Here is a 22,493-nt window from a genome sequence, read left to right on the forward strand (position 1 = left end):
ACTTAAACTAATCACTTGCTGGGCGTATTGCTTATACAGAATTAACTCCAATTGGCATTAACGAATTAAACACATCATTAGATTATAAAGATAATTGGTTTAGAGGTGGCTTTCCAGAAGCATTATTAGCCCCAAACACAGAATATGCTATTGAATGGCTTAGCGATTTTATAAGAAGTTATGTAGAACGAGACTTAGCTATGCTATTTGGCGTAGTGCTATCCCCAGTTACCTTACGCAATTTTTGGAGTATGCTTGCCCATTCTAACGGAAATTTGTTAAATGCGGGGGTTTTTGCAAGATCATTAGGTGTTAGCGCAACCACTGTAATGAAATACCTCGACTTTTTAGAGGGTGCATATATGGTTAGGCGCTTACAGCCTTGGTTCATCAATGCAAAAAAGAGGTTAATTAAATCACCTAAAACGTACATAAGAGACACAGGAATATTAAGGAAGCCCTCTTCCATTTTACACTTTCCATCTTACCTATCAATCCGTATCTTTGTGAAATGACCCACCTCTCCGTTAATATTAACAAAATAGCCACCCTCCGCAATAGTCGTGGTGGCAACAATCCTGATTTAGTTAAAGTTGCGCTAGATTGTGAACGTTTTGGTGCTCAAGGAATCACGGTTCATCCTAGGCCCGATGAACGGCATATTCGCTACCAAGATACGTTCGATTTAAAAGCAGTAATTGCTACCGAATTTAACATTGAAGGAAATTGCCGCGAACAGAAATTTATCGACCTTGTTTTAGCGAACAAACCCGCACAGGTTACTTTAGTTCCCGATGTTTTAGGCCAGATTACTTCAAACCACGGTTGGGACACGCTAAAAGAACAGGCCTACCTTAAAGAAATGGTAGCGCTGTTTAAAAATGAAGGCATACGGGTTTCTATTTTTGTAGACCCAGTAATTGAAATGATAGAGGGAGCGCTCGAAACGGGAGCTGACCGAATAGAATTGTATACCGAAGCCTATGCAAGTCAATATCATCAAGACAAAGAAAAAGCAATTGCCCCCTACATAACCGCAGCAAAACGAGCAAACCAATTAGGCCTCGGCATTAATGCAGGCCACGATTTAGATTTGCAAAATCTTCAATACTTTGCAAAAAACATCCCCAATCTCCTAGAAGTTTCCATCGGCCATGCCTTAATTTGCGATGCGTTATATTTAGGGCTGGAGAATACCATACAGCTGTATTTGAAACAACTTGCACGTTAACAATTAGGTTATTAGGCAAATCGTCCATAATCTAATACCAAATTTGTAAAAACCAAAAAAGCAGAATACCTTTAGTTAAAAATCCATTATGAAAAATCTTTCCATTGCTACCCTAATTTTATTTACAATTGCTTTTGCCAGTTGTAAAGATATTGCCAAAATAAATGAAGATGAAGCTGGTGATGTAATTACCGACTATTTAAAAGGCAATCAGGAATATAAAACCGCACGTTTTCACTTTGGTGAGCTAAAATTTAACAGTAAGAGTGACATGCTAGAGCTAGAAAAATATAAAACTTTGGAAGATGAAGGCTATATCGATATGACTCTTCAAGAAGGCAAAAAGAAATTCCTATCTAAAGATAGCAGCTTTGTGTATCTCATCAAATTAACCGATAAGGCGAGCGACCTTGTACTTAAACAGGATGAAGACAAGGCAACTGTTAAAGTAGTACTTTATGAATTGGCTAGCGAAAAACCTGTTAATTTTAACCGGGTTAATGATAACAATGCAAAAGTTACCGTATCCTTAAAGAAACAAAATACCGTATTTGCTCCTTTCCAAAAAAATCAAAACGATAATAGCGATTTCATTACCCGCACCTACCGGTTAAAATTAGATAAAGAAGAGGGCTGGAAAGTGGTAAAGTAAAACGCTTCCGAATACAACTAGCGAATAAGCATAATACTCCCATTAAGCCCTTTGCAGTTGTTATTTTTTAATTCAATAATATAATAATAAACTCCTACGGGTAAATCAACATTATTGTATTTCCCATCGAAGTCTTTTGCTTGATTTTTTGTATGAAAGACAACGTTTCCCTGTCGATTAAAAATTTTAATCTCAAAATCAGAAAGCCCACTTAGGCCAGGGATACGCCAAACATCATTAATCCCATCGCCATTAGGCGAAAAGGTATCTGCTATTTTGGCATTAAAAGGAGAAGGCGGAATGGTAAAAATATCGCTCTGAACCGTACATCCCTTTACATCGGTAATTTTAAGGTAATAGGTTCCACTCACTACGTTTAGCAAATCAGCCTCTGTTCCTACCTCTTGATCATTCACATCGAACCACTGATACCTCAAGGGTGCAGTACCCCCAGTTATCGATACATTTACGATACTTCCCTCATCTTTTGCACAATCGGTATTCAAAATTGAAATCTTACTGGTATTTACTACCAAATCGGTAGTGGGTTCGATGGTAAATGTTCCGGCAAGCGTTTTACAACCCAGTCCATTATCACCAAATAAACGATACGTACCAGGCATGGCACCAATTAGGTTACGGTCGGTAGAAACCACCTTATCGGTTTCATCTAACCAAGAAAAAACAGTTGGAATTTCTGTTTCAAATGAAGTAACAATTATAGATCCGTTTGTTTTACCACAGGCTGAGCCCGTTAGTGTGGCATTTTTAACCTTATAGGCAATATCTATTTTCTTAATTTCGTAGGTTGGCGAAATCACTTCGCAGCCACCTGTTTGGCCTGCTATTAAATAATAAGAGCCAGCTTTAGCATTGGTTAAATCTCTCGTATTTGCTACTTGAACATTTCTTGAATTAAACCATCTAAAAGTAGTCGCATCAGTAACTTGAATATTCTTAATGCTACCATTTGAACTTCCACACTGCTCGTCTACAATTTGCTTGGCCGCATCGTTTAAAACTGGCGAAGTAAATGCAGAGGTTGCACCATCGGTATTGGTTCCGGTTAAGGTAATTGCGCTAGAAATTGGCCCTGGATAAAGGAAGCTACCATCGGCCTGTGTTTGTGACGAACCAAGGTAAATCTTACCCTGACAACCAGAACATTCGTGATTACTAAAAACTTCGATTATTGTATTTGGCGAAGCTTTGCCACTCACCCCCCCTGCAGAAATTGAGGTTACAGCGGGTGCCGTTATTTTGCTTACATCTACATTTTGATGGCGAATGGGAAATTTTGTATTACAATACAAACTGTTTTTAGTAATCGTTATGGGGTAAGAATCAATAATCACTATACCATCTGTATTGTAGGCAATATCGTTTTTTTCGCTAGACAAATTAGACCCAATGATGCCTCCTATGCATTTGTTAATTTCTATCCCTATGCCATTACCATATTTTTCAGTTCCATTTAAGCCCGTCCCTACCTTATTATTTTTAATGAAAAAGCTCTTGTTCACCTCATTAAGCACTATTCCTTTTTGTTGTCCACCAATTAAATTATCTGTTATGGTAAGCGTACAATCACGACCGTTTGCGCTAATGCCAATTGAAGTTGGGTTAGGAATAAATGAACCCGCCGCATCAAATCCTATCGTGTTATTCGCAATTAACATGGCTTCAGACATTCCGGCGGTATTGATACTTATATTATCGTTAATTCCAAACACATTCCCTAAATTAGCAGCAGACCCCCCAATTTTTGAATTTTTCATATAAGACACATCTATACCATTTTTATTGGCCATCTGCTTTACTCCATCAGGTAATAAGCCAAAATAATTAGATTGAATTAAAATGTTGTTACCTAATACATGTGGTGGATCTAGGGGAGCATAAATTCCAGCATAATTTGAAGTAAATGCATTACCCTTACCAGGTGCACCAATGGTAATATTAGTAGACCCTCTTAAATAAATTGCTCCTCTTAAATCGTTAATGCTCGATGAAGCCTCTATAAAATTCGTAAAGTAAATCCCATAAATCTGAACATTGTTTACGTTCTCTAAAACCAATCCATTAAAAAATGTCGATGCATTTCTTTGAAGTTGAATTTGAATGTAGGAACTATTAAAAAAATCACCCGATTGTGTTGTTCCATCAATAACAATGTCTGAAGTTAAGTCTGGAAGCTGAATGTTTAATGAAATGGTTACGTCCGATGCTTGCGTGGCAGGAATATTAAAAAAGATAGAATCTATTTGACCAGCAGGATTTAAATTTGCTGCGATTATAGCCGCTCTTAACGAGCCAGGACCAGAATCTAAATTGGTGGTTACTCTAAAATTCTCTGCAACAGACTCGGCTATAAAACCGAACAAAAACATAAATATTACCCCGATATGCTTCATCCACATTTGCATCTAAGCAAGTTAATAAAAACTACATTATATCCCAAGTTTAACGGCTCTTTTACATTGCAAATAGGCAATAATTTCTTAACTTTGCGGCAACTTATTATTCAAACTACATGAGTTTAAATATTCATTACCAAGAAGATTTTCAAGACCGCCATATTGCACCAAATGCGAACGATACTGCGGCAATGTTACAGGCCATTGGCGTAAGTTCTATAGACGAGCTTATCGCGCAAACCGTTCCTCAAAAGATTAGATTAAAAGGTCCTTTAAACCTACCAAAGGCAAAATCTGAAATCGAATATTTAACAAGCTTAAAGCAAACGGCTTCTTTAAATAAAGTATACAAATCGTATATTGGCCAAGGCTATTACGATACCCTTACCCCTGGTGTAATTTTACGTAACGTAATGGAAAACCCAGGATGGTACACCCAATATACACCTTACCAAGCCGAAATTGCGCAGGGCCGTTTGCAAGCCCTTTTAAACTTCCAAACCCTTGTTATCGATTTAACCGGAATGGAAATTGCCAATGCTTCTTTGTTAGATGAAGGTACCGCAGCGGCCGAAGCCATGTTTATGCAATACAGCTTGCGTAAAAATCAACAGGCCTCGAAATACTTCGTTTCAGAATTGGTTTTCCCGCAAACCATAGATATTTTAAAAACCCGTGCTCAGCCTTTTGGCATTGAGTTGGTGATTGGAAATCATGAACAATTTTCGGCAAATGGAGATTTTTTTGGGGCCATAGTTCAATATCCAGCGGGTAATGGCGAAGTATTTAATTATACTGAATTTGCAAATACCCTGCACCAGGAAAATATTAAATTAACCGTAATTGCCGATTTATTAAGTTTAACGTTATTAACGCCACCGGGCGAATGGGGAGCAGATGTTGTAGTAGGTACTACCCAACGTTTTGGTGTACCTATGGGATTTGGCGGTCCTCATGCAGCATACTTCGCTACAAAAGACGAATATAAACGTTCTATTCCAGGACGTATTATAGGTGTTACCATTGATAGCAATAACAATTATGCATTACGTATGGCTTTGCAAACGCGCGAGCAACACATCCGTAGAGATAAAGCAACGTCAAACATCTGTACAGCACAAGCATTATTGGCGATAATGGCAGGTTTTTATGCCGTTTATCACGGACCAAAAGGCTTAAAATTAATTGCAGAGCGCATCCATGGATTAACCATAACACTTGCAACATCACTACGTGCAATTGGTTATCAAGTTTTAAATACTTCCTATTTCGACACCATCGAAGTTGCACTCGGTGAACTATCGGACTCTATCCATAAAGAATGTTTAGACAACAACATTAACTTAAACTATAAAGGCGACCGCGTTAGCATTGCTTTAGACGAAACTGTTTCTTACGAAGATGTTAAATTGCTGATTCGTATTTTCTCGAAAGTTAAAGGCATTGCGGCCGACAATTTAACGATTATAGATGGCGTAGAAACAACTATCGCTTCATCCTTGCAACGCCAATCTGACTACTTAACACACCCCGTATTTAACTCGCATCATTCGGAACACGAAATGTTGCGTTATATTAAATCATTGGAAACCAAAGATCTTTCGCTTTGCCATTCGATGATTGCCTTAGGCTCATGTACCATGAAACTAAATGCAACCAGTGAAATGATTCCCGTTACCTGGCCAGAATTTGGCAAAGTGCATCCCTTTGCACCTGCCGATCAGGTTTTAGGTTATTATACTGTATTTAATGAATTGGATAAATGGCTAAGTGAAATTACTGGCTTTGCGGCCATGAGTTTGCAGCCAAATGCAGGCGCACAAGGCGAATATGCGGGGTTAATGGTAATCAGAGCTTACCATCAAGATCGTGGCGATCATCACCGCAATATTGCGTTAATCCCGGCCTCGGCACATGGCACTAACCCTGCTTCGGCGGCAATGGCTGGAATGAAGATTGTGGTAGTTAAATCATTAGAAAATGGAAACATTGACGTTGATGATTTGAAAGCAAAGGCCCAAGAGCATGCTGCAAATCTTTCGTGTTTAATGGTCACTTACCCATCTACACATGGTGTATTCGAAGAAAGTATTATCGACATCTGTACCACCATTCACGAGCATGGCGGACAAGTGTATATGGATGGGGCGAATATGAATGCTCAAGTTGGCTTAACCAGTCCAGCAAACATTGGTGCCGATGTGTGCCATTTAAACTTGCACAAAACCTTCTGCATTCCGCATGGCGGAGGTGGCCCTGGTATGGGTCCTATTGGGGTTGCTGCACATTTAGTGAAGTACTTACCAGGTCATGCCGTAGTGAACATTAACCATGAAAAATCGATCCCAGCGGTTTCATCAGCACCTTGGGGTTCAGCCTCTATTTTGATTATTTCTCATGCTTATATTGCCATGATGGGTGGCGATGGCTTAACCGATGCTACAAAATATGCTATTCTAAATGCGAATTATATGAAAGCGCGTTTAGAAGCCCATTATCCAGTATTGTATTCAGGTAGCCAAGGTCGTTGTGCACACGAGATGATTTTAGATTGTCGCGGTTTTAAGAACTTCGGTATCGAAGTGGTTGATATTGCAAAACGTTTAATGGATTACGGTTTCCATGCACCAACAGTTTCGTTCCCAGTTGCAGGCACTTTAATGGTCGAGCCAACAGAAAGCGAGCCTAAGCACGAGTTAGATCGTTTCTGTGATGCTTTAATCGCTATTAGAAAAGAAATTACCGCTGTAGAAAACGGCGAGTTAGATAAACTTGATAACCCACTAAAAAATGCACCGCATACTTCGGCTGTAGTTACAGCGAATGAATGGACGCATGGTTACAGTCGCCAAACCGCGGCCTTCCCACTTCCTTATGTGGCCGATTATAAATTCTGGCCATCCGTAGGCAGGGTTAATGATAGCCATGGCGACCGGGCGTTAATTTGCGCTTGCCCGCCAATAGAGAGTTACCTAGAAGAAGAAGTTGTAGCTTAATAAAACGCCCGAAAACCTATTCGGGCGTTTTTTATGTAACCTACCTTCAATTTTCTGAGTCTAACGAGTAAAATCGAATGAAGAAATTACTCATCGCCTTCGGCGTTACTATACTTTCACTATCTGCCTATGCGCAAAACCTCGAAGCTAAAACAGACAGCCTACTTTTAAATGTTTTTAAAGATAAAAACGGACCCGGTGGCGTGTTTATGATTGCCAAAGGCGGAAAACCAATTTACCAAAAAGCTTTTGGTAAAGCGAACCTAGAATTAGGTGTAAACTTAAATCCCAACAGTGTGTTCCAGCTAGGCTCCATGACCAAGCAATTCACCGCTGTGGCAATTCTAAAATTAGAAGAAGAAGGCAAATTATCACTAAAGGACCCCATTATTAAGTACATCCCAGATTTTCCCTCCGGAGAAAAAATTACCCTCCACCATCTACTAACACACACTTCCGGAATTAAGGATTTTACCAAGATGAAATCCATCTCACAGATTGCTGAAAAAGACCTTTCGCCCCTAGAATTGATAGATTTCTTCAAAAACGAACCCATAGATTTTAACCCAGGCGAAAAATTCGAATACAATAACTCGGGTTATGTTATCTTAGGTCAAATCATCGAATTAACTTCGGGAGAAACCTATGAAAATTATATTAAGAAAAATATTTTCGAGAAACTTAAAATGACCAATTCCCGCTATGCAAACGATCGAGAAATCATCGTTAACCGAGCATACGGTTATCAGAAGAAAGAGTCTGGATATGTAAACAAAACCAAAATAAGTTTCACGATCCCTTTTTCATCAGGCTCGCTAATGTCTACTACCGAAGATATGTTAAAATGGCAAAATGCACTAAACCAAAATCTACTCCTACGCGAAAAAACAATTAAAAAGGCATTTACCAAATACCAGTTAAATAACGGCGAGGAATTTACCTATGGATACGGCTGGCATTTAAAAGAAATAGATGGAATAGCCGTGAGAGAACATGGCGGTAGCATATTTGGATTTAAGACCATGGCGGTTTACATCCCTGGTAAAGATATTTATGTGGTAGGATTTAGTAATTGTGATTGCAACTCGCCCACTCAGGTAACCAGAGATATTGCAGCATTAGCATTAAAACTGTCGCCCTAATCACACAATCCCATCATCCAAACGTAAAATCGATTTTGTAAAAGGTAAACTGCCTTAATCTTTTCTACTTTCGCGCTTCAAAATTACACCCAAAAAAAATGAATTTAATAGAAGCGTTGAACTGGCGTTATGCCACCAAAAAAATGAATGGCAAAGCCGTTCCTCAAGATAAAGTAGATCAGATATTAGAAGCGGCACGTTTAGCGCCCACTTGTGCAGGTTTGCAACCCTATAAAGTAATTGTGGTAACCAATCCTTAATTAAAAGCCCAACTTTTACCGATCGCTAATAACCAGTCGCAAATTGTAGATAGTTCACATTTATTGATTTTTGCCGCATGGGACGATTATACTGAGCCTAGAATAAGCAAGCTAATTGCTGCGATGAATAAGGAACGTAATGCTCCCGACTCTTCTACAGAAGATTTTAAAAACCATTTGATTAAAAGTTTTGGGAGCAAAGGACCTGAAGCAAGTTTCCAACACGCTGCTCGACAAGCTTATATCGGTTTCGGAATGGCCATTGCACAGGCCGCTTTATTAAATGTTGATGCCACACCGATGGAAGGTTTCGATGGCCCTAAAGTGGATGAATTGCTAAATCTGAATGAGCAGGGCTTAAAAAGTGTCACGTTTTTACCCCTTGGCTATCGTGATGAACAGGGTGATTGGTTAGTAAACTTAAAAAAATACCGCAATCCAAAAGCAGAATTCGAAATAGAATTTAAGTAAACAACGCTTCCTTTTAGAAAAGACGCCAAATCCTAAACTTGGCGTCTTTTCTTTATAAGGAAAAAATTAACCATCTTTGAGCAACAAAATCGATATGCTGCATGACGAACAAAAAGATATTAATAACTGGCGCTAGCAGAGGCCTAGGATTAGCAATATCTAAAAAACTGTATCATACATACCCGCTCATTTTGCACGCTTCTCGTCCAGAGAGCTTTACCGAAACCCTTCCAAATAGCGAATTAATGTTTGCCGATTTTTCTGATCCTGAACAGGTAACCAGTTTCTGCAAACAGTTAAAAAAAGAACACGGCGATGCCCTTTATGCCGTAATTAATAACGCAGGGGTAACGTTCGATAATTCGCTCATTTTCCAACCCGAAAAAGCGATAGATGCCATGCTCAACGTAAACCTGAGAGCACCAATTATGATCTGCAAAACGGCGATGAAAATATTTAGCCTCAGTAAAGCTGGGGTAATCATTAATATGAGTTCTGTAGTTGGGCAATCTGGAAACGCATTTCAATCGGTATATGCGGCTACAAAAGCAGGGGTAGTAGCCCTATCTAAATCGTTAGCCCAGGAGGCCGCCGCGTTAAACGACGAGCACAGCATCCGTGTTTTAAGTGTCTCGCCAGGTTTTGTAGAAACCGATATGACCGATAAATTGCCCGAAGCTGAAAAGGAAAAATATTTAAAGCTCATCCCATCAAAACGCTTTGGCAAAGCAGAAGATGTAGCCGAATTAATTTCTTTTTTACTTTCCGACCAAGCTTTTTACGTAAATGGAACCAATGTACACGTGAATGGAGGATTATTTTAACGTATGGAAAATTTAATAGGTGTAAAACCTGAAGAAGTATTGCTTCATGGCCCGAAGAAAATTTTAGTTAGCGATGTTCATTGGCATTTGCCCGATACAGGCATTATTGTAAGCTATACGCCTACCGCCAGAGATGTTGAAGACCATTTTGGTGTTTTTAGGGGAGTAGACCAGATCGAATCTTTTGCCCAAGCAACCGTGGTTTCTTGTTATGGTTTTTTAGAGGCCACTAAGCTTAAGTGCCAATTAACCGACATAAGAGATAATTTTATCCCTCTTTTTTTAGGTGTGGGTCAGGTTAACTTTAAAAACTATTTATTAGAAGGAGAAACGTTTATTAACATTGGAAAAATAACTTTCTTTAAGTTTAGGCAAATTACCTGCGAAGGAAGAATTTACAAAGTACCTAAAAATTTAGATTTAGATGCGTATTTTAGCAATTATACAAAAGAACAGTTCCTTAATTACGAACTTGGCGAAGACTTTACACTAATTGCCGAACTTTTTGAAGTAACGGGTAGAGGAATGAAAAGAGAGAAATTTCTCCAAAACAATAAAGGATTGCTATAAATTTGAAAACACATGGAAAGACAAGAAATAATTGACGGTTTAGTAGAGATTTTAAAAACAGTACGCACAATAGACCAAACTAAATTGGTAAATATTACAGAAGAAACCGATTTCATTGCCGACTTGAACACCCCATCAACCGAATTAATTAATATCGCAGCTAAAACTGAACAAAAATTTGGCGTAGAGTTTGAAGACGATGATATTGATGATTTAGGCTCAAAGGTTAAAGATATTGTTGATCTTATTATTAGAACAAAAGAAAGAGCAGAATAATGGCTATTGAGGGAAGAAAAGTAGCTATTGTGGGCATGGGTGGTGCTTTCCCTGATTGTAAGGACCTTTCGCAGTTTAAACAAAAAATGTTTAATGAAGACAGCTTAATCAGGAGTTGGGATTTAGCACTTGCGCATGGGAAAAACATCCGTTCTACCGTTTCTGGTTTTATTACGGAAGCAGAAATGGGATTGGAAACCATCTATTCTTCCCTATCGGCAGATTATCCTGAAACCTATGTGGATCATTTAGGGAGAATACCCGATGGCAATTTGGCCACTGCAGACCTTGGCAGCATTTGGTCCATGTTAGGTGCTCAAGACGCCATTAAAATGGCGGGGTGGACCACTGCAGAAACTCAAGCTGAGCAAACTGGGGTAGTGATAGGATCAGGAGGAGCTGGAAATCACATTTTAAGAACGGCTTGGCATAGTTTTTTTGAATTAAAACGCAAAACGCGATTGGCAGGTTCGCATACGGTAGATCGAACCATGACCTATCGTGATTCGGCTAATGTTTCTTGCTTGATTAAAAATCGTGGGGTCTGCGAATCCATTGGTTCTGCTTGCGCTACCGGTTTAGGTAATATTGGTTATGCCTATCGATTAATCAAATTTGGCTTGCAAGATCGTGTAATTGCTGGTGGCGTAGAGGGTACAGCGCTCGAAACGTTTATTGGTTTCGATGGTATGCAGGTACTCAGTAGGGGCTTTGCTCCTGCAGAAAGTTCGCGTCCGTTCGATTTAAACCGAAACGGTTTTGTTTGTTCTTTTGGGTGTGGAATAGTTGCCCTCGAAGCCTACGAAATGGCAAAAGCCAGAGGTGCGAACATATTGGCAGTGATTGATAATTACCATAATAATGCCGATGGCGATGGCGATATGTTCTACCCTTCTTTCTCCGGGCAGAAACGACTTTGGAAAGGCTTGATGGATAACGTTCATATACAACCAGAAGTGGTAAAAGTACATGGCACATCGACCCCAGTTGGCGATCCGGTAGAATTATTAAGTGTAGTAGATACCATGGGCGACAAAGGGTATCATATTTCGGCACCCAAATCTCAGTTTGGCCATATGTTGGGGGCAGCTGGTGCTGTAGAGCTCATCGCTGCTGTTTTGATGTTAGAGAACCAACAGGTACTGCCTTGCAAGAATGCCGTAACACTAAATCCTGAACTAGAGAGCTTTCAATATTTGCCCAATTGGGATGGCCCTAATGAACCATTAGCCGCCTATCGTGAATTAATTCCCCAACACGTAGTTAGCAAAGAAATTAACCAAATTGTTTGCTTAAACTATGGCTTTGGCGGCACAAATAGTGCCATTTCTATTTCTAGAGACCAATAAAAATGATTGATAATAAAGATAAGGTAGCGGTAATTTTTGGGGTACGGAACGACAGTTCTATTGCTTATGATGTGGCTTTGAAACTGCATCAATCGGGCTGCAAAATTGCGCTTAGCTATGTAGAAGATACCAAGTTAAATGTATTGCATCTGCTTTCTGAATTGGGCGTCGACAGTTCATTGGCCATGGAGGTTGATGTTAGAAATGAAGCACAAATCGCCGCTTTTTTAACCGTTGTACATCAGCAACTGGGCCCGATCGATTATGTACTCCATGGGGTAGCTTTTGGGAGCCAACAGGTAATGTGTTACACGCTTCCTGGCAGTAAGGAGCCTGCTCCTACCTACCTTAACATTCCGTTCGAGGAGTTAATGGATTCATTTAATATCAGTGCCTATTCTTTATTAAGGATAGCACGTTGTGCAGAACCTTTTCTAGCCCCAAATGCCTCCTTGTTAACACTCACTTACAATGCTTCTCAACGCGTTTTCCCGGGCTATGCAGGCATGGCGATCAATAAAGCTGCCCTCGAGAACATAGTTATCTATCTTGCCGATTATTTTAGAAGCAAACAAATTCGGGTAAATGCAGTTTCAGCCGGTTTAGTGATGACCACCTCTGCAGGGGGTATAAATGGCGTTCGCAAATTGCGAAAAATGACTAAATTTACTGCTCCACTAGGGAATATCGTAGCCAGTGACGTAGGAGACGCAGCTTTATATTACTTTTCACCACTTTCTAAAAAAGTAACCGGCAATATTCACTTTGTAGATGGTGGTTTTAATGTTATGGGATTGGGAATTGATGAATAAGAAATGGCGAATTTTGCAATAGGTAACGATATTGTTTTTATTCCTGATTTCAATAAATCATTTACCTCCTTATTTAAAAACAAAGTATATACGGCAGACGAAATTTTCTATTGTGAACGATTCGACAATTCGCTATTGCGATTCGCTTCTACTTGGGCTGCCAAAGAAGCGGTTTATAAAGCAATTAAACAACTGGATACCACAGCACTACCCTGGAAAAAAATAGAAATTACAAGGGATAAAATTGCCGGCAAGCCCAAAGTTATATTGCACACCAATAAAGCCCCCCTGTCCATCAGCTTAAGTATCTCGCACGATGGCGATTATGCCTGGGCTGTAGTTATTGTAGAGAAGATATGACAGATCATTATTTTGAAGACTCTTTCGTTAAACTGCACTACTATAAATTTGGCACGGGGTCCAAGCAGATGCTATGTTTTCATGGTTTCGGTATGCATGGCAAACAGTTTAGGGTATTGGAAGAAAAACTGGGCAGTACTTATACATTCTGGGGGTTCGATTTACTTTTCCATAAGCAAACCGCATTAAAAGACAATAATTTAGCGACGATAAAAAATGGGATCCCTAAAAGTAAATTGGCGGAAGTAATTCGTTCATTTTGCAACCATGAACAGATTAATGATTTTTCTGTTATTGGCTATTCTATGGGTACTCACTATGCGACCGCCCTAGTTGAAGAGATGCCCGAAAGAATTAATGAATATATTGTCGCCGCACCCTCTTCTTTAAATCCCGGTGTAGTTGTTCGATTTTTTGGAAAAAATAAATTGGGCAATAAAATGCTCGAAAAATTAATTTTAAATGAAAAAGTAACCTTAGGGTTGATTAATTTATTTAGACGACTACGAATTATTGATAATTCTGTGAGAGCTATTTTATTTAATGAAGTAAGCACTCCTCAATTGCGATTTGCGCTATATGCCACCTTTACAAGCTTAAAAAGGTTTGAAACAGATGAAGAAAAACTTATCCGAGGGTTAACAACTTATCAAATAAAAAGTATTTTTATATTTGGGAAAAGGGATAGGAATTACCTCCCAGCTATAGGAAATACTTTTTTTAAAAAGTATACGCCTACTGAAATCATTATTTTAGACGAGGATCACGATATGATTAATCCTAATTTCGCAACTAAATTAGCCACTTTATTAGCATGATTATAAAGTCGAAACCCCTTCATCCATTTTTCTTTTGGTGGGGAGCGCTTTTTGTTGGTATTTTCTTGAAAAGGCGCTTCAACGAAATTAAAATCAATGAAGTGCCGATTAAGCCAAATCATTCCTATATTCTAATGTGTAATCATTTCAGTTTTTTAGATGGTTTTTTGGCCTATTATTTATCGAATAAACTGTTCCGCAAAAAAAATGGCATGAGAAAGCTTTATATCATGTCGGTAAAGAAACAAATGGAAAAAAACTGGTGGTTGCGGTATATTGGGAGCTTCTCTATCGATCCGGGTAAGCGTTCTATTGAAAAGAGCTTTAGCTACGCTGCCGAAGTATTATCCGAACCAGGTAATTTGTTATTATTTTACCCACAAGCTAAATTAGAAAGTAGTCACATTAGACAAATTTACTTCGAAGATGGGCTAAATCAAATTATTCCTCAGATTAAAGGGGAGTGCCAGTTGGTTTGGAGCAGTAATATTATCGAGTATTTTGAAAGCACAAAACCCTCCTTAACATACAACTTGCTGGATTGTGGAACGAATAAAGCGTACGATTTTGAGAAGGTGAAGCGGATAGTTAATCTTCACCACAGGGCATCTATTGAAAAGAATTTTAGGTTTACCGAGGAGGTAGATAGGTAGTTTTTCCTTCAGGAGCCGTCATTGCGAGGCACGAAGCAATCTCTAGAAGAATTAATGTATCAATCGTCATCCGAACGAGCGCAGCGAGGAGATAATTATCTAGTCTTGTCTTTAGACCTTTTCGTTATTAGGCGCGCTCGCGGTGACGAATCCTCCTAGAGGTGACGAATCCTTTTACTAGGCATTACCTCACCGTAAAATAACTAATCTTCCTACAAAGTTGCCCATCGGCTCTGATGCATAGAATGAAAATTCGGTCTTTCCATCTTCATCTGCAATAATATCTGGTTTCCAGAAAAGCATGCTTCGAGAGTCGGTACCTGAACCATCTTTTTGTGCTCGTAGCTTGGCGAGTAGAACTCACGGGCGTAGGTATAGCCGACCATAGAATATTGCAGGAAGCCAGGCGGCCGATTGGGCTTGATGAATTTACTCGGGATACCTTTCATGATTAGGAAAACACTCCTTGCTGTTCAGACAATGGCCCAGACAGACACAACATAAATACGAATGTTAGCAAGCCATTTTTCATCCGTTTAAATTTTGTTTTCATTTGCGATGAGCCACCATAATTTTATACACAAGTAGTTATCAAAACGCTATTTTAAAAGATTGTCAAGATCAGCTCCATATACATCCCTTGCAATAATAACTCCCTTATCGTCGACCACTATATTTGCCGGAATTTGGGTCAGGTTTAAGAAAATAGCCAAGGGAGAATTAGTTGCCTTGAGATCGGAATAATTTGCCCATTTTACCTTATCGTTTACAATTGCATTCTTCCATGGCTGAACTTGATTGTCAAGGGAAAAGCCGATGATTCTCAATCCTTTTTGCAGAAACTCTTTTTCTTTTGCTCTAAGGTCGATGTTGATGAGACGGCAGGGTGCACACCAGCTTGCCCAAAATTCTATTAAAGTGAACTTATTTTCCTTGAAAAAATTCAAATCTAGCGCCGTGTTCTTGCCAGTGGTGTCTATGACATTCGTAACTGGAAACAGGCTATTTTTTTTGTTCGTAATAGTAGCGGTATTTGCAACCTTAAAATCCTTTATTAAATTTAGCTTCTGATAAAGTTCTTTACCAAAGAAACCATTCCTTACCTTAAAGCTTAGTTTTCGATAACTATCAATGTATCCAGCATAAGAAAAATCTGGAGCTGCACTCATTAAATAAGCAGATGCAGGATTATCGGGATTGTTTGTTGCTAGGTTTTTATAACTAACATTGATCAGTGAATCAATGGTTTTTATTTTAGTTTTAAACTCTTGTTTTACATCGAGGTTTGTTACAGAGTCTAGTTCATTTAGTAAAAGAGATTTTTGGCGGTATAATTTATTTATTGATCCTACAAAAGAAAACCAACTATTGTGAAACTGTGAATCCGTTGTGATATCACCTTTGTAGCTATATAGATCCTTTCCAACCCTCACATTTATAATCTCTGCATTATATGTACTGTTATCAATAAGTATTTTAGATCCCGAGCCCTTAAATTCCAACATTGCAACAGCAGGTTCAACAATATTGCCATAAATTGTAAAAGTGTTATCTTTTATAATTCCTGATAGAGATTTATTAGGTTCATCCAAAGCAAGCTTGATGGTATCTCCATCTTTTAAACCATTCTTTACACCTGGTATGTTTTTTATACTCCCATTGATCCTAAAGTTCATTTGACCATAAATGGTACCTGTATATAAAAAGAAGATAGCCGCATATAGAAGATTTTTCATATTTAAAGTTAAAATTATTGCATGAGTACTATGCAATAATTGATTAAAAATTATTTGGGAGTAGTGGAGCCATATACGGCACTGTGAGCCGTGCAAAGTGGGGCGCCTTTGCAAGCTGCCTTACAGGCATCAATACAAGCAGTCTCTGGAATTGCAATAGTAAAGTGGCGTTATTGCAACGATTTTTGAGGAACATGACCAAGATGCTGAATAGCGGGGATAATTTACGAATCCTTCAATAGCCACCCTGCCATCCAGCCTCCCGGTTTAAGGAAGAATAGGAGTTAATTGGGCTACAAAACTCTTTCTAAACCTAAATTCAGCAAAACGGCCAAATGGAGCCCTTAAGGTGTAATGGCCCTCTTGTGAGCAGCACAATTAACGAACTATTTGAACTTAAACTGAGCCTTGATTTTGTTTCTTTCCATCAAGGGAAAGAAAAGAAAACCCGGCAATCTGCCACGGCGCCCGCAGAAAAGAAAACACTCCAATTGTAAAAATTTGTTAAACATTCGCTCAAATGCTGCCCACTTAAGCAATAATCGATATATTAGCAAATCATCACACAAGAAGCAGTTTAATGAAGTCGATACCCTTATTTTTTACAATTTTTATCCTCTCAATACTAACCAGCTTGTCGGGCAATGCCCAAGATAGTGTTAAACTTAATACCCTTCTCGGCAAAGTTAAACGATTAGCTGATGAGCAGCCGATAGAAAAAGTATACCTTCATTTCGATAAGCCCTATTATGCCGTAGCCGATACCATGTGGTTTAAGGCGTATGTAACCATAGAACAAAATATCCCAACCCCTTTTAGTAAAATCGTTTATGTAGAAGTTTTTAATTCAAAAGACTCTCTTGTAAAAGCAGTTAAACTCCCGCTAAAAAATAGCGTTGCCTACGGCAATATTCCACTTAACATGCAAAGTTTTAAGCAGGGAAATTATTATGTAAGAGCTTACACATTATGGATGCTAAACTTTAGTGAAGACTATTTTTTTACCAAGAATATTCTAATTGGCGAAGCCATTGATAAAGAAGTACTCACCAATATTAGCTATACCAACGAAGAAATAGATAAAAACGTTAAAACCACTGCTAAAATTCAGTTTAAAGACATCGACAAAAAAGTGTATGCCAATAAATTAGTGAACTGGAGCATTATTTCGAGAGGTGATGTATTTACAAAAGGCAGGGGAACAACAGATCAAAATGGCTTTTTAACGATAACAGTAACCAGCAAAAACGGAGAATTAATTACCAATGGGAGCATTCTCACTGCTATTAATACTACCGATAAAGAAACGGTTAATGCAGTGTTCGATTTAAAACAAACTACCAATGCGATCGATTTTCAGTTTTTTCCAGAAGGAGGAAGTTTAATTTCGGGCCTCCCTACTCAAATAGCCTTTAAAGCTACGGGGGCAAACGGATTGGGTGTTGATGTGAAAGGAAGTATCTTGAACGACGACAACGCAGAGGTCTCTGTGATCAGCCCCTCTTATGCAGGAATGGGTTCTTTTTACCTTAGCCCAGAAGATGGCAAGAATTACAAAGCTAAAGTAATCTTCAAAGATGGCTCTACAAAAATCTATCCCCTACCAAAGTCTACCCCGTCGGGTATTACCTTACAAGTAAATAATCAAAGCCCCGATTTAATTAACTTAAAAGTAATTGCTAATTCTCCTTACTTTGAGGCGAATAAGGGAAAATCTTTTTTTATAGTTGCTCAAAACACGAATGTAGTGTATTACGCTGCAAAAGCAATTTTGGCGAATCAATTAATTAACATTCGTATCCCTAAGAAAGGTTTCCCTGCGGGTATTACCCAGCTTACTCTTTTCAGTGCGGAAAACGTACCCTTAAGTGAGCGCTTAGTTTTTCTAATGAAACCGGGAATAAATTTATCGATAAAAACAGATTTACCTATTTATAAAGCACGTCAGAAAGTGAATATGTCTATAAATGCTGGCGTGGCAGGCGATTTCTCTATAGCTGTAATCGACGAACAAAAAGTACCTGTAAATGAAAGTACGGAAACTACCATTTTAAGTTCCTTATTACTCACCTCCGATTTAAGAGGCTATATCGAAAAGCCCAATTACTATTTCACCAAAACAGACGATAAAAAAATAAGCGATCTAGACAAATTGATGCTTACCCAAGGGTACAGAAGATTTACCTATAGCGATATTTTAGCCGATAAATACCCTCAAATTAGTTACCTGCCAGAACAAGGCATAAGTTTATCGGGTACATTAAGAGATTTAACCGGAATGCCCGTAAAAAAGGGAGCACTACGCCTAATGGTTCCAGGAAAACCAATTTCGGCCGAACTGTTAACCAGTAATACAGGCTTATTTAATTTTCAGAATTTAGTTTTCCCTGATTCTTCTCAAGTGGTAATTAGTGCGAAATACAACGCTAATGGCGCCAACATGATGATCGATGTAAACGGTTTACCCATTCCTCAAGCCGGCAAGAATAAAAATGTGTTCGACGAGGCAAAAAACATAGATACCGTATTATCGGCCTATTTAAATAATAGCCAAAAACAATATCGTTATTTGCGAACCTTAAAAGAGGTGGTTATAAAAGGTGCGCCAGTAAAAAAAGTTAGTCACCTCGATCATAGCGCATTAAGTAGCTTAAGTCAGATGGCAGATCATACTATCGATGCCGACCAGTTTACAACTTGTGGCGGTAATTTCTTAGATTGCGTACGAGCTCGAGCAATAGGATTAACCTACGATCAGAATCAAGAAAAATTTTATGTAACACGAGACTATAATCAAGGAAGTAGAACGCCAGTTCAGGTATTCTTGAACAATTTTGCAGTAGATGCTCGCGATATTAATTCCGTAAACCTAGCAGAACTGGTATCGGTAGAGATCTTTTTAACCGACCAGTTGGGGAGTATTGATAGAGCATATCAAAGTAAAGGTGTGCTCGTAATTAACACTAAAAAACCAGTTACAGGCGTAGGTACGAAAATTAGCAAGCAGGAATTTTTTGATATGCTGCCTAAAAAGAACATTATTACTATTACCCCAATGGGCTACAGCAAAGAAAGAGAGTTTTATTCTCCAAAATATTTGCCCAATGCAGCAATTACCAGTAGCGATTTGCGGACTACCATTTACTGGAATCCAAAAGTAATCACAGATGCTACTGGCAAGGCTAATGTTGAGTTTTTTAATGCCGATGGAAAAGGCACCTATAGAGCGGTAATAGAAGGCTTTGATAAAGATGGGAACATAGGCAGGGCGGTTTATCGCTATAAAGTAAATTAATCTTTCAGCACATTTCCAAAACCAGAAATCATCTTTTTCATCTGAAGATAGGAAGAATAGGAGTTTTTATCTCGATCAAAATTAATGGAAATAAAGCCCGGCTCGTAGCTTAAATAGAATTGTGTGCCATCCTTAAGGGTTACTTCTACTTTTTTTGCATCGCTTACGGATTTAAAAATCCGATCTTCCTTAAAAAAGCTTTCCATGTAGGTTTGTGTAGCACCCGTTTTGTTTTCCGGATAATTGGCGGTAAAATTAAGATGACCAGGATTATCTTGTGTAGTAATCGAAATATTGTTGTGTGTTGGGTTAAATTTACATGCACTAAGTGCTGCGCTGGCTACGATGGCCAATGTTAGTATTATCTTCTTCATACTTTTTAATTTGCTCTATTTTTAAGATCCTCAGTTGCTGTGTTTCTGTTTCTGGCCGATTTTACATTTTGGTTGCCAAAATTATAGTTCACTGTAAATGATGCTCTTCTGCTTAAATACCGATTAACCACTTGCAGATTTACATTTTGATAGGCCAATTTCCCTTCCCAGCGATTAGTTAAAAAAATATCGTCTATACCCACCCTGATTTTTAATTTCTTATCCATCATGCTTTTTTGAAGCCCGGCATTAAGTGCATATTGAGTGATGGTAGTTTCTTCTACGCCATTTATTCTGGGAGAATTTAACCAAAAATTTACTTCGAAAGCAAAATCTTTAGGAAGCGTGATGGAGTGGGTGCTATTTAGATTATAAGCAACCTTATTGGCTGTAAAAGCAGCTCCTTCCAAGTTGTTGTCGTCAAATTTATTGAAGTAAAGACTTAGGTTAGTATACATCTTCCAAAATTTGGCTATTGTAGTAGGCACATACACATTTGCTGAATAATTCTGGGCCCGCCCCAAATTTTTTCGGATCACATTAATAATCCTTGTCGAATCGTTTTGTTGACTAATTTGGGTAATCATATCGCGTGTATCTGCATAATTCAAAGAAAATGACACCTCTTTATAGCTGTATCCAATTTCAAGATTATCGGTAAACTGAGGTTTTAAATAAGGATTACCCTCATCAACAGCAAAAGGATCCATATAAAACACAAAGGGATTTAGTTGCTGATAATTCGGTCGATCTACTCTTCGGCTATAGGAATATCGAATATTGTGATTTTTTGTTAGCGATTGATTAATAAATACCGTGGGAAACAGCGATAAATAATTTCGATCTACTTGTTTTTGCGCCGTTATCGAGTTGCCATTAGAATGGGTATGCTCGGCTCTTAAACCAACTTGAATTTTCCATTTTTCCCAATCTTTGGAAAAGCTTGTGTACAGCGCATTGATATTTTCTTTATAAATAAAATTATTTGACTTACCCTTATCATTTTGCCAAGCCCCCCCTTTAAATTCAGAAGAAATGAAGTCGTTGTTAGTAAGTACATAACTGCTTTTTAGACCTGCCTCTAGTTTCAATGTTTTAGAAATTGGAAATACAAAATCAGTTTTGGCAGCATAAACATCAATATTCGCTTTCGTATTATTCATCAGTGCAGTAGTTTTGTCTAATTCACTTGCATCATTTGTATATTGCGCATCAAATTTCTCATCCTTGTTGTTGCTGAACCCAGAATAATCGACATCCACAGTTAAATTACTCCCTTGCTTCTTAAATTCGTGTCTGATGTTAAAATTCGCCGTAAGGTTACGTATGGGCGATTTTGAATACGCCTGCTGATTTACTAAGTTCTGGGTGTTCAATAATTCTCGAGTTTCATTAATAATTGTGCTGCTGTAATTATTAAGGTTATTGTAAATCGCATTCGCGTCTATCATCACGCCAAAAATCGTTTTCTCGGAAGCATAATAATCTGCCCCCACTTTTCCCATATAGGCAAATCCAGTATTATTTCGATCAAAGTTCTGATCAAATGCACTCGCTAAATTACTTGTGAGCGTAGTTCGAGCCACATTGATAGTATTGTACCCAACTTTTCTATTGAATGCGGTTGTGCTAAAAACATTCCATTTATTAACACGATGATTCAATGTTAGCTGCAGCCCAAGCCGATATAAATCACTAGGTGCATTGGGCATAATGCCTTGGCCTGTATTTAGAGATAACGTACCGTTGGTCCCAAACGATTTATTTCTCTTTAATTTAATATTGATGATTCCTGCATTTCCTGCAGCATCATATTTCGCGGATGGATTTGTAATTAATTCTATGCTTGCAATTTGATCACTGCTCATGTTACTCAACATGGCCGTAATATCTGCCCCAGAAAGAGCATTCGTTTTCCCATCAATCATCACCATTATACCACTTTTATTATTGAGTTTGATCTGCTCGTTTTGGCGATCAATACTTACTCCTGGTGCTTTTTCCAAAACCTCGAGTGCAGTACCGCCCGAAGCAACGAGGCTGTTTTCTACATTGATTATGGTTTTATCAGCCCGATGCTCAACAAATGATTTTTTGGCCTCAATACTCACGGTTTTTAATTGATTTATAGCCGGAGTTTTTGCTTTGGTAGTATCTGCTGCATGAGTGTCAGCTTTCCCAGAATTTTGGGCAAAAGAAGCCCCACACGCTAAAAAGCATGCAATGATTAAGATAAATTTATACATAACTTTTAGGT

The 22,493-nt window shown here is 38.5% G+C and carries 20 protein-coding genes; 16 read left to right on the forward strand and 4 right to left on the reverse strand.

Going from position 1 to position 22,493, the window contains the following annotated elements:
* The first annotated feature begins 56 nt into the window (after positions 1 to 56).
* From WG904_RS19625 to WG904_RS09565, 3 genes are all read left to right on the forward strand, one after another.
* On the forward strand, positions 57 to 515 hold the full coding sequence (locus WG904_RS19625; RefSeq protein ID WP_489737898.1) for an ATP-binding protein: 459 nt from the start codon (positions 57 to 59) through the stop codon (positions 513 to 515).
* Entirely contained in the window at positions 512 to 1,231 is a 720-nt protein-coding gene (locus tag WG904_RS09560; RefSeq protein WP_339579078.1) for a pyridoxine 5'-phosphate synthase, read from the forward strand. The genes WG904_RS19625 and WG904_RS09560 overlap by 4 nt, the downstream gene beginning before the upstream one ends.
* A gap of 88 nt (positions 1,232 to 1,319) precedes the next feature.
* Entirely contained in the window at positions 1,320 to 1,883 is a 564-nt protein-coding gene (locus tag WG904_RS09565) for a hypothetical protein (protein WP_339579079.1), read from the forward strand.
* A gap of 17 nt (positions 1,884 to 1,900) precedes the next feature.
* Here the strand turns inward: WG904_RS09565 and WG904_RS09570 are convergent, their stop codons facing one another.
* The gene (locus WG904_RS09570) at positions 1,901 to 4,297 is read right to left on the reverse strand and encodes a T9SS type B sorting domain-containing protein (RefSeq protein ID WP_339579080.1); all 2,397 of its coding nucleotides are present in this window, start codon (positions 4,295 to 4,297) and stop codon (positions 1,901 to 1,903) included.
* A gap of 119 nt (positions 4,298 to 4,416) precedes the next feature.
* On the opposite strand from WG904_RS09570, the gene gcvP reads away from it, so the two are divergent.
* The 12 genes from gcvP (at position 4,417) to WG904_RS09630 (ending at position 14,831) form a co-directional block, all read left to right on the forward strand.
* Entirely contained in the window at positions 4,417 to 7,296 is a 2,880-nt protein-coding gene (gene gcvP, locus WG904_RS09575; protein WP_339579081.1) for an aminomethyl-transferring glycine dehydrogenase, read from the forward strand.
* A 77-nt stretch (positions 7,297 to 7,373) separates the two neighbouring features.
* Positions 7,374 to 8,438: a serine hydrolase domain-containing protein gene (locus tag WG904_RS09580; RefSeq protein ID WP_339579082.1), complete on the forward strand. Its 1,065-nt coding sequence runs from the start codon at positions 7,374 to 7,376 to the stop codon at positions 8,436 to 8,438.
* Between the two features lie 98 nt (positions 8,439 to 8,536).
* Complete coding sequence (locus WG904_RS09585) at positions 8,537 to 8,698, forward strand: nitroreductase family protein (RefSeq protein WP_339579083.1); 162 nt, start codon at positions 8,537 to 8,539, stop codon at positions 8,696 to 8,698.
* Positions 8,699 to 8,821: 123 nt separating this feature from the next.
* Positions 8,822 to 9,169: a nitroreductase family protein gene (locus WG904_RS09590; RefSeq protein WP_339579084.1), complete on the forward strand. Its 348-nt coding sequence runs from the start codon at positions 8,822 to 8,824 to the stop codon at positions 9,167 to 9,169.
* 101 nt (positions 9,170 to 9,270) lie between these two features.
* On the forward strand, positions 9,271 to 9,993 hold the full coding sequence (locus WG904_RS09595) for an SDR family NAD(P)-dependent oxidoreductase (protein WP_339579085.1): 723 nt from the start codon (positions 9,271 to 9,273) through the stop codon (positions 9,991 to 9,993).
* 3 nt (positions 9,994 to 9,996) lie between these two features.
* Complete coding sequence (locus tag WG904_RS09600) at positions 9,997 to 10,563, forward strand: hypothetical protein (RefSeq protein ID WP_339579086.1); 567 nt, start codon at positions 9,997 to 9,999, stop codon at positions 10,561 to 10,563.
* Positions 10,564 to 10,575: 12 nt separating this feature from the next.
* A complete protein-coding gene (locus WG904_RS09605; RefSeq protein WP_339579087.1) occupies positions 10,576 to 10,839 on the forward strand; it encodes an acyl carrier protein in 264 nt (87 codons plus the stop codon).
* Positions 10,839 to 12,188 (forward strand): beta-ketoacyl-[acyl-carrier-protein] synthase family protein, encoded by a 1,350-nt coding sequence (locus tag WG904_RS09610; RefSeq protein ID WP_339579088.1) that lies wholly within the window; start codon positions 10,839 to 10,841, stop codon positions 12,186 to 12,188. The genes WG904_RS09605 and WG904_RS09610 overlap by 1 nt, the downstream gene beginning before the upstream one ends.
* A gap of 2 nt (positions 12,189 to 12,190) precedes the next feature.
* Positions 12,191 to 13,000 (forward strand): enoyl-ACP reductase FabI, encoded by an 810-nt coding sequence (locus tag WG904_RS09615; RefSeq protein WP_339579089.1) that lies wholly within the window; start codon positions 12,191 to 12,193, stop codon positions 12,998 to 13,000.
* A gap of 3 nt (positions 13,001 to 13,003) precedes the next feature.
* Entirely contained in the window at positions 13,004 to 13,360 is a 357-nt protein-coding gene (locus WG904_RS09620; RefSeq protein ID WP_339579090.1) for a holo-ACP synthase, read from the forward strand.
* On the forward strand, positions 13,357 to 14,178 hold the full coding sequence (locus WG904_RS09625; RefSeq protein WP_339579091.1) for an alpha/beta fold hydrolase: 822 nt from the start codon (positions 13,357 to 13,359) through the stop codon (positions 14,176 to 14,178). The genes WG904_RS09620 and WG904_RS09625 overlap by 4 nt, the downstream gene beginning before the upstream one ends.
* Complete coding sequence (locus WG904_RS09630) at positions 14,175 to 14,831, forward strand: lysophospholipid acyltransferase family protein (RefSeq protein ID WP_339579092.1); 657 nt, start codon at positions 14,175 to 14,177, stop codon at positions 14,829 to 14,831. Before WG904_RS09625 ends, WG904_RS09630 begins: the two co-directional genes overlap by 4 nt.
* A gap of 599 nt (positions 14,832 to 15,430) precedes the next feature.
* On the opposite strand, the gene WG904_RS09635 is transcribed toward WG904_RS09630, so the two are convergent.
* Positions 15,431 to 16,567 carry a TlpA family protein disulfide reductase gene (locus WG904_RS09635; RefSeq protein ID WP_339579093.1) on the reverse strand — a complete coding sequence of 379 codons (1,137 nt, stop codon included), beginning with the start codon at positions 16,565 to 16,567 and terminating at the stop codon, positions 15,431 to 15,433.
* 580 nt (positions 16,568 to 17,147) lie between these two features.
* Between WG904_RS09635 and WG904_RS09640 the strand changes: the two genes are divergently transcribed.
* Positions 17,148 to 19,862, forward strand: a complete 2,715-nt coding sequence (locus tag WG904_RS09640; protein WP_339579094.1) for a carboxypeptidase regulatory-like domain-containing protein — start codon at positions 17,148 to 17,150, stop codon at positions 19,860 to 19,862.
* Here the strand turns inward: WG904_RS09640 and WG904_RS09645 are convergent.
* Both WG904_RS09645 and WG904_RS09650 read right to left on the reverse strand, forming a co-directional pair.
* Positions 19,859 to 20,236 carry a hypothetical protein gene (locus tag WG904_RS09645; RefSeq protein ID WP_339579095.1) on the reverse strand — a complete coding sequence of 126 codons (378 nt, stop codon included), beginning with the start codon at positions 20,234 to 20,236 and terminating at the stop codon, positions 19,859 to 19,861. The two genes, WG904_RS09640 and WG904_RS09645, sit on opposite strands and share 4 nt — an antisense overlap.
* A 5-nt stretch (positions 20,237 to 20,241) precedes the next feature.
* Complete coding sequence (locus WG904_RS09650; RefSeq protein ID WP_339579096.1) at positions 20,242 to 22,482, reverse strand: TonB-dependent receptor domain-containing protein; 2,241 nt, start codon at positions 22,480 to 22,482, stop codon at positions 20,242 to 20,244.
* Between the last annotated feature and the right edge of the window lie 11 nt (positions 22,483 to 22,493).

Source organism: Pedobacter anseongensis (genome assembly GCF_037482965.1).
Taxonomy (GTDB): Bacteria; Bacteroidota; Bacteroidia; order Sphingobacteriales; family Sphingobacteriaceae; genus Pedobacter; species Pedobacter anseongensis.

Excerpts from the sequence above, each read along its gene's own strand:
- WG904_RS09645 (WP_339579095.1), bottom strand. The coding sequence starts at position 20,236 with ATGAAGAAGATAATACTAACATTGGCCATCGTAGCCAGCGCAGCACTT.
- WG904_RS09585 (WP_339579083.1), top strand. The coding sequence starts at position 8,537 with ATGAATTTAATAGAAGCGTTGAACTGGCGTTATGCCACCAAAAAAATG.
- WG904_RS09610 (WP_339579088.1), top strand. The coding sequence starts at position 10,839 with ATGGCTATTGAGGGAAGAAAAGTAGCTATTGTGGGCATGGGTGGTGCT.
- WG904_RS09580 (WP_339579082.1), top strand. The coding sequence starts at position 7,374 with ATGAAGAAATTACTCATCGCCTTCGGCGTTACTATACTTTCACTATCT.
- WG904_RS09625 (WP_339579091.1), top strand. The coding sequence starts at position 13,357 with ATGACAGATCATTATTTTGAAGACTCTTTCGTTAAACTGCACTACTAT.
- WG904_RS09630 (WP_339579092.1), top strand. The coding sequence starts at position 14,175 with ATGATTATAAAGTCGAAACCCCTTCATCCATTTTTCTTTTGGTGGGGA.
- WG904_RS09565 (WP_339579079.1), top strand. The coding sequence starts at position 1,320 with ATGAAAAATCTTTCCATTGCTACCCTAATTTTATTTACAATTGCTTTT.
- gcvP (WP_339579081.1), top strand. The coding sequence starts at position 4,417 with ATGAGTTTAAATATTCATTACCAAGAAGATTTTCAAGACCGCCATATT.
- WG904_RS09590 (WP_339579084.1), top strand. The coding sequence starts at position 8,822 with ATGAATAAGGAACGTAATGCTCCCGACTCTTCTACAGAAGATTTTAAA.
- WG904_RS09595 (WP_339579085.1), top strand. The coding sequence starts at position 9,271 with ATGACGAACAAAAAGATATTAATAACTGGCGCTAGCAGAGGCCTAGGA.
- WG904_RS09635 (WP_339579093.1), bottom strand. The coding sequence starts at position 16,567 with ATGAAAAATCTTCTATATGCGGCTATCTTCTTTTTATATACAGGTACC.
- WG904_RS09620 (WP_339579090.1), top strand. The coding sequence starts at position 13,004 with ATGGCGAATTTTGCAATAGGTAACGATATTGTTTTTATTCCTGATTTC.
- WG904_RS09650 (WP_339579096.1), bottom strand. The coding sequence starts at position 22,482 with ATGTATAAATTTATCTTAATCATTGCATGCTTTTTAGCGTGTGGGGCT.
- WG904_RS09560 (WP_339579078.1), top strand. The coding sequence starts at position 512 with ATGACCCACCTCTCCGTTAATATTAACAAAATAGCCACCCTCCGCAAT.
- WG904_RS09640 (WP_339579094.1), top strand. The coding sequence starts at position 17,148 with ATGAAGTCGATACCCTTATTTTTTACAATTTTTATCCTCTCAATACTA.
- WG904_RS09570 (WP_339579080.1), bottom strand. The coding sequence starts at position 4,297 with ATGAAGCATATCGGGGTAATATTTATGTTTTTGTTCGGTTTTATAGCC.
- WG904_RS09615 (WP_339579089.1), top strand. The coding sequence starts at position 12,191 with ATGATTGATAATAAAGATAAGGTAGCGGTAATTTTTGGGGTACGGAAC.
- WG904_RS09600 (WP_339579086.1), top strand. The coding sequence starts at position 9,997 with ATGGAAAATTTAATAGGTGTAAAACCTGAAGAAGTATTGCTTCATGGC.
- WG904_RS09605 (WP_339579087.1), top strand. The coding sequence starts at position 10,576 with ATGGAAAGACAAGAAATAATTGACGGTTTAGTAGAGATTTTAAAAACA.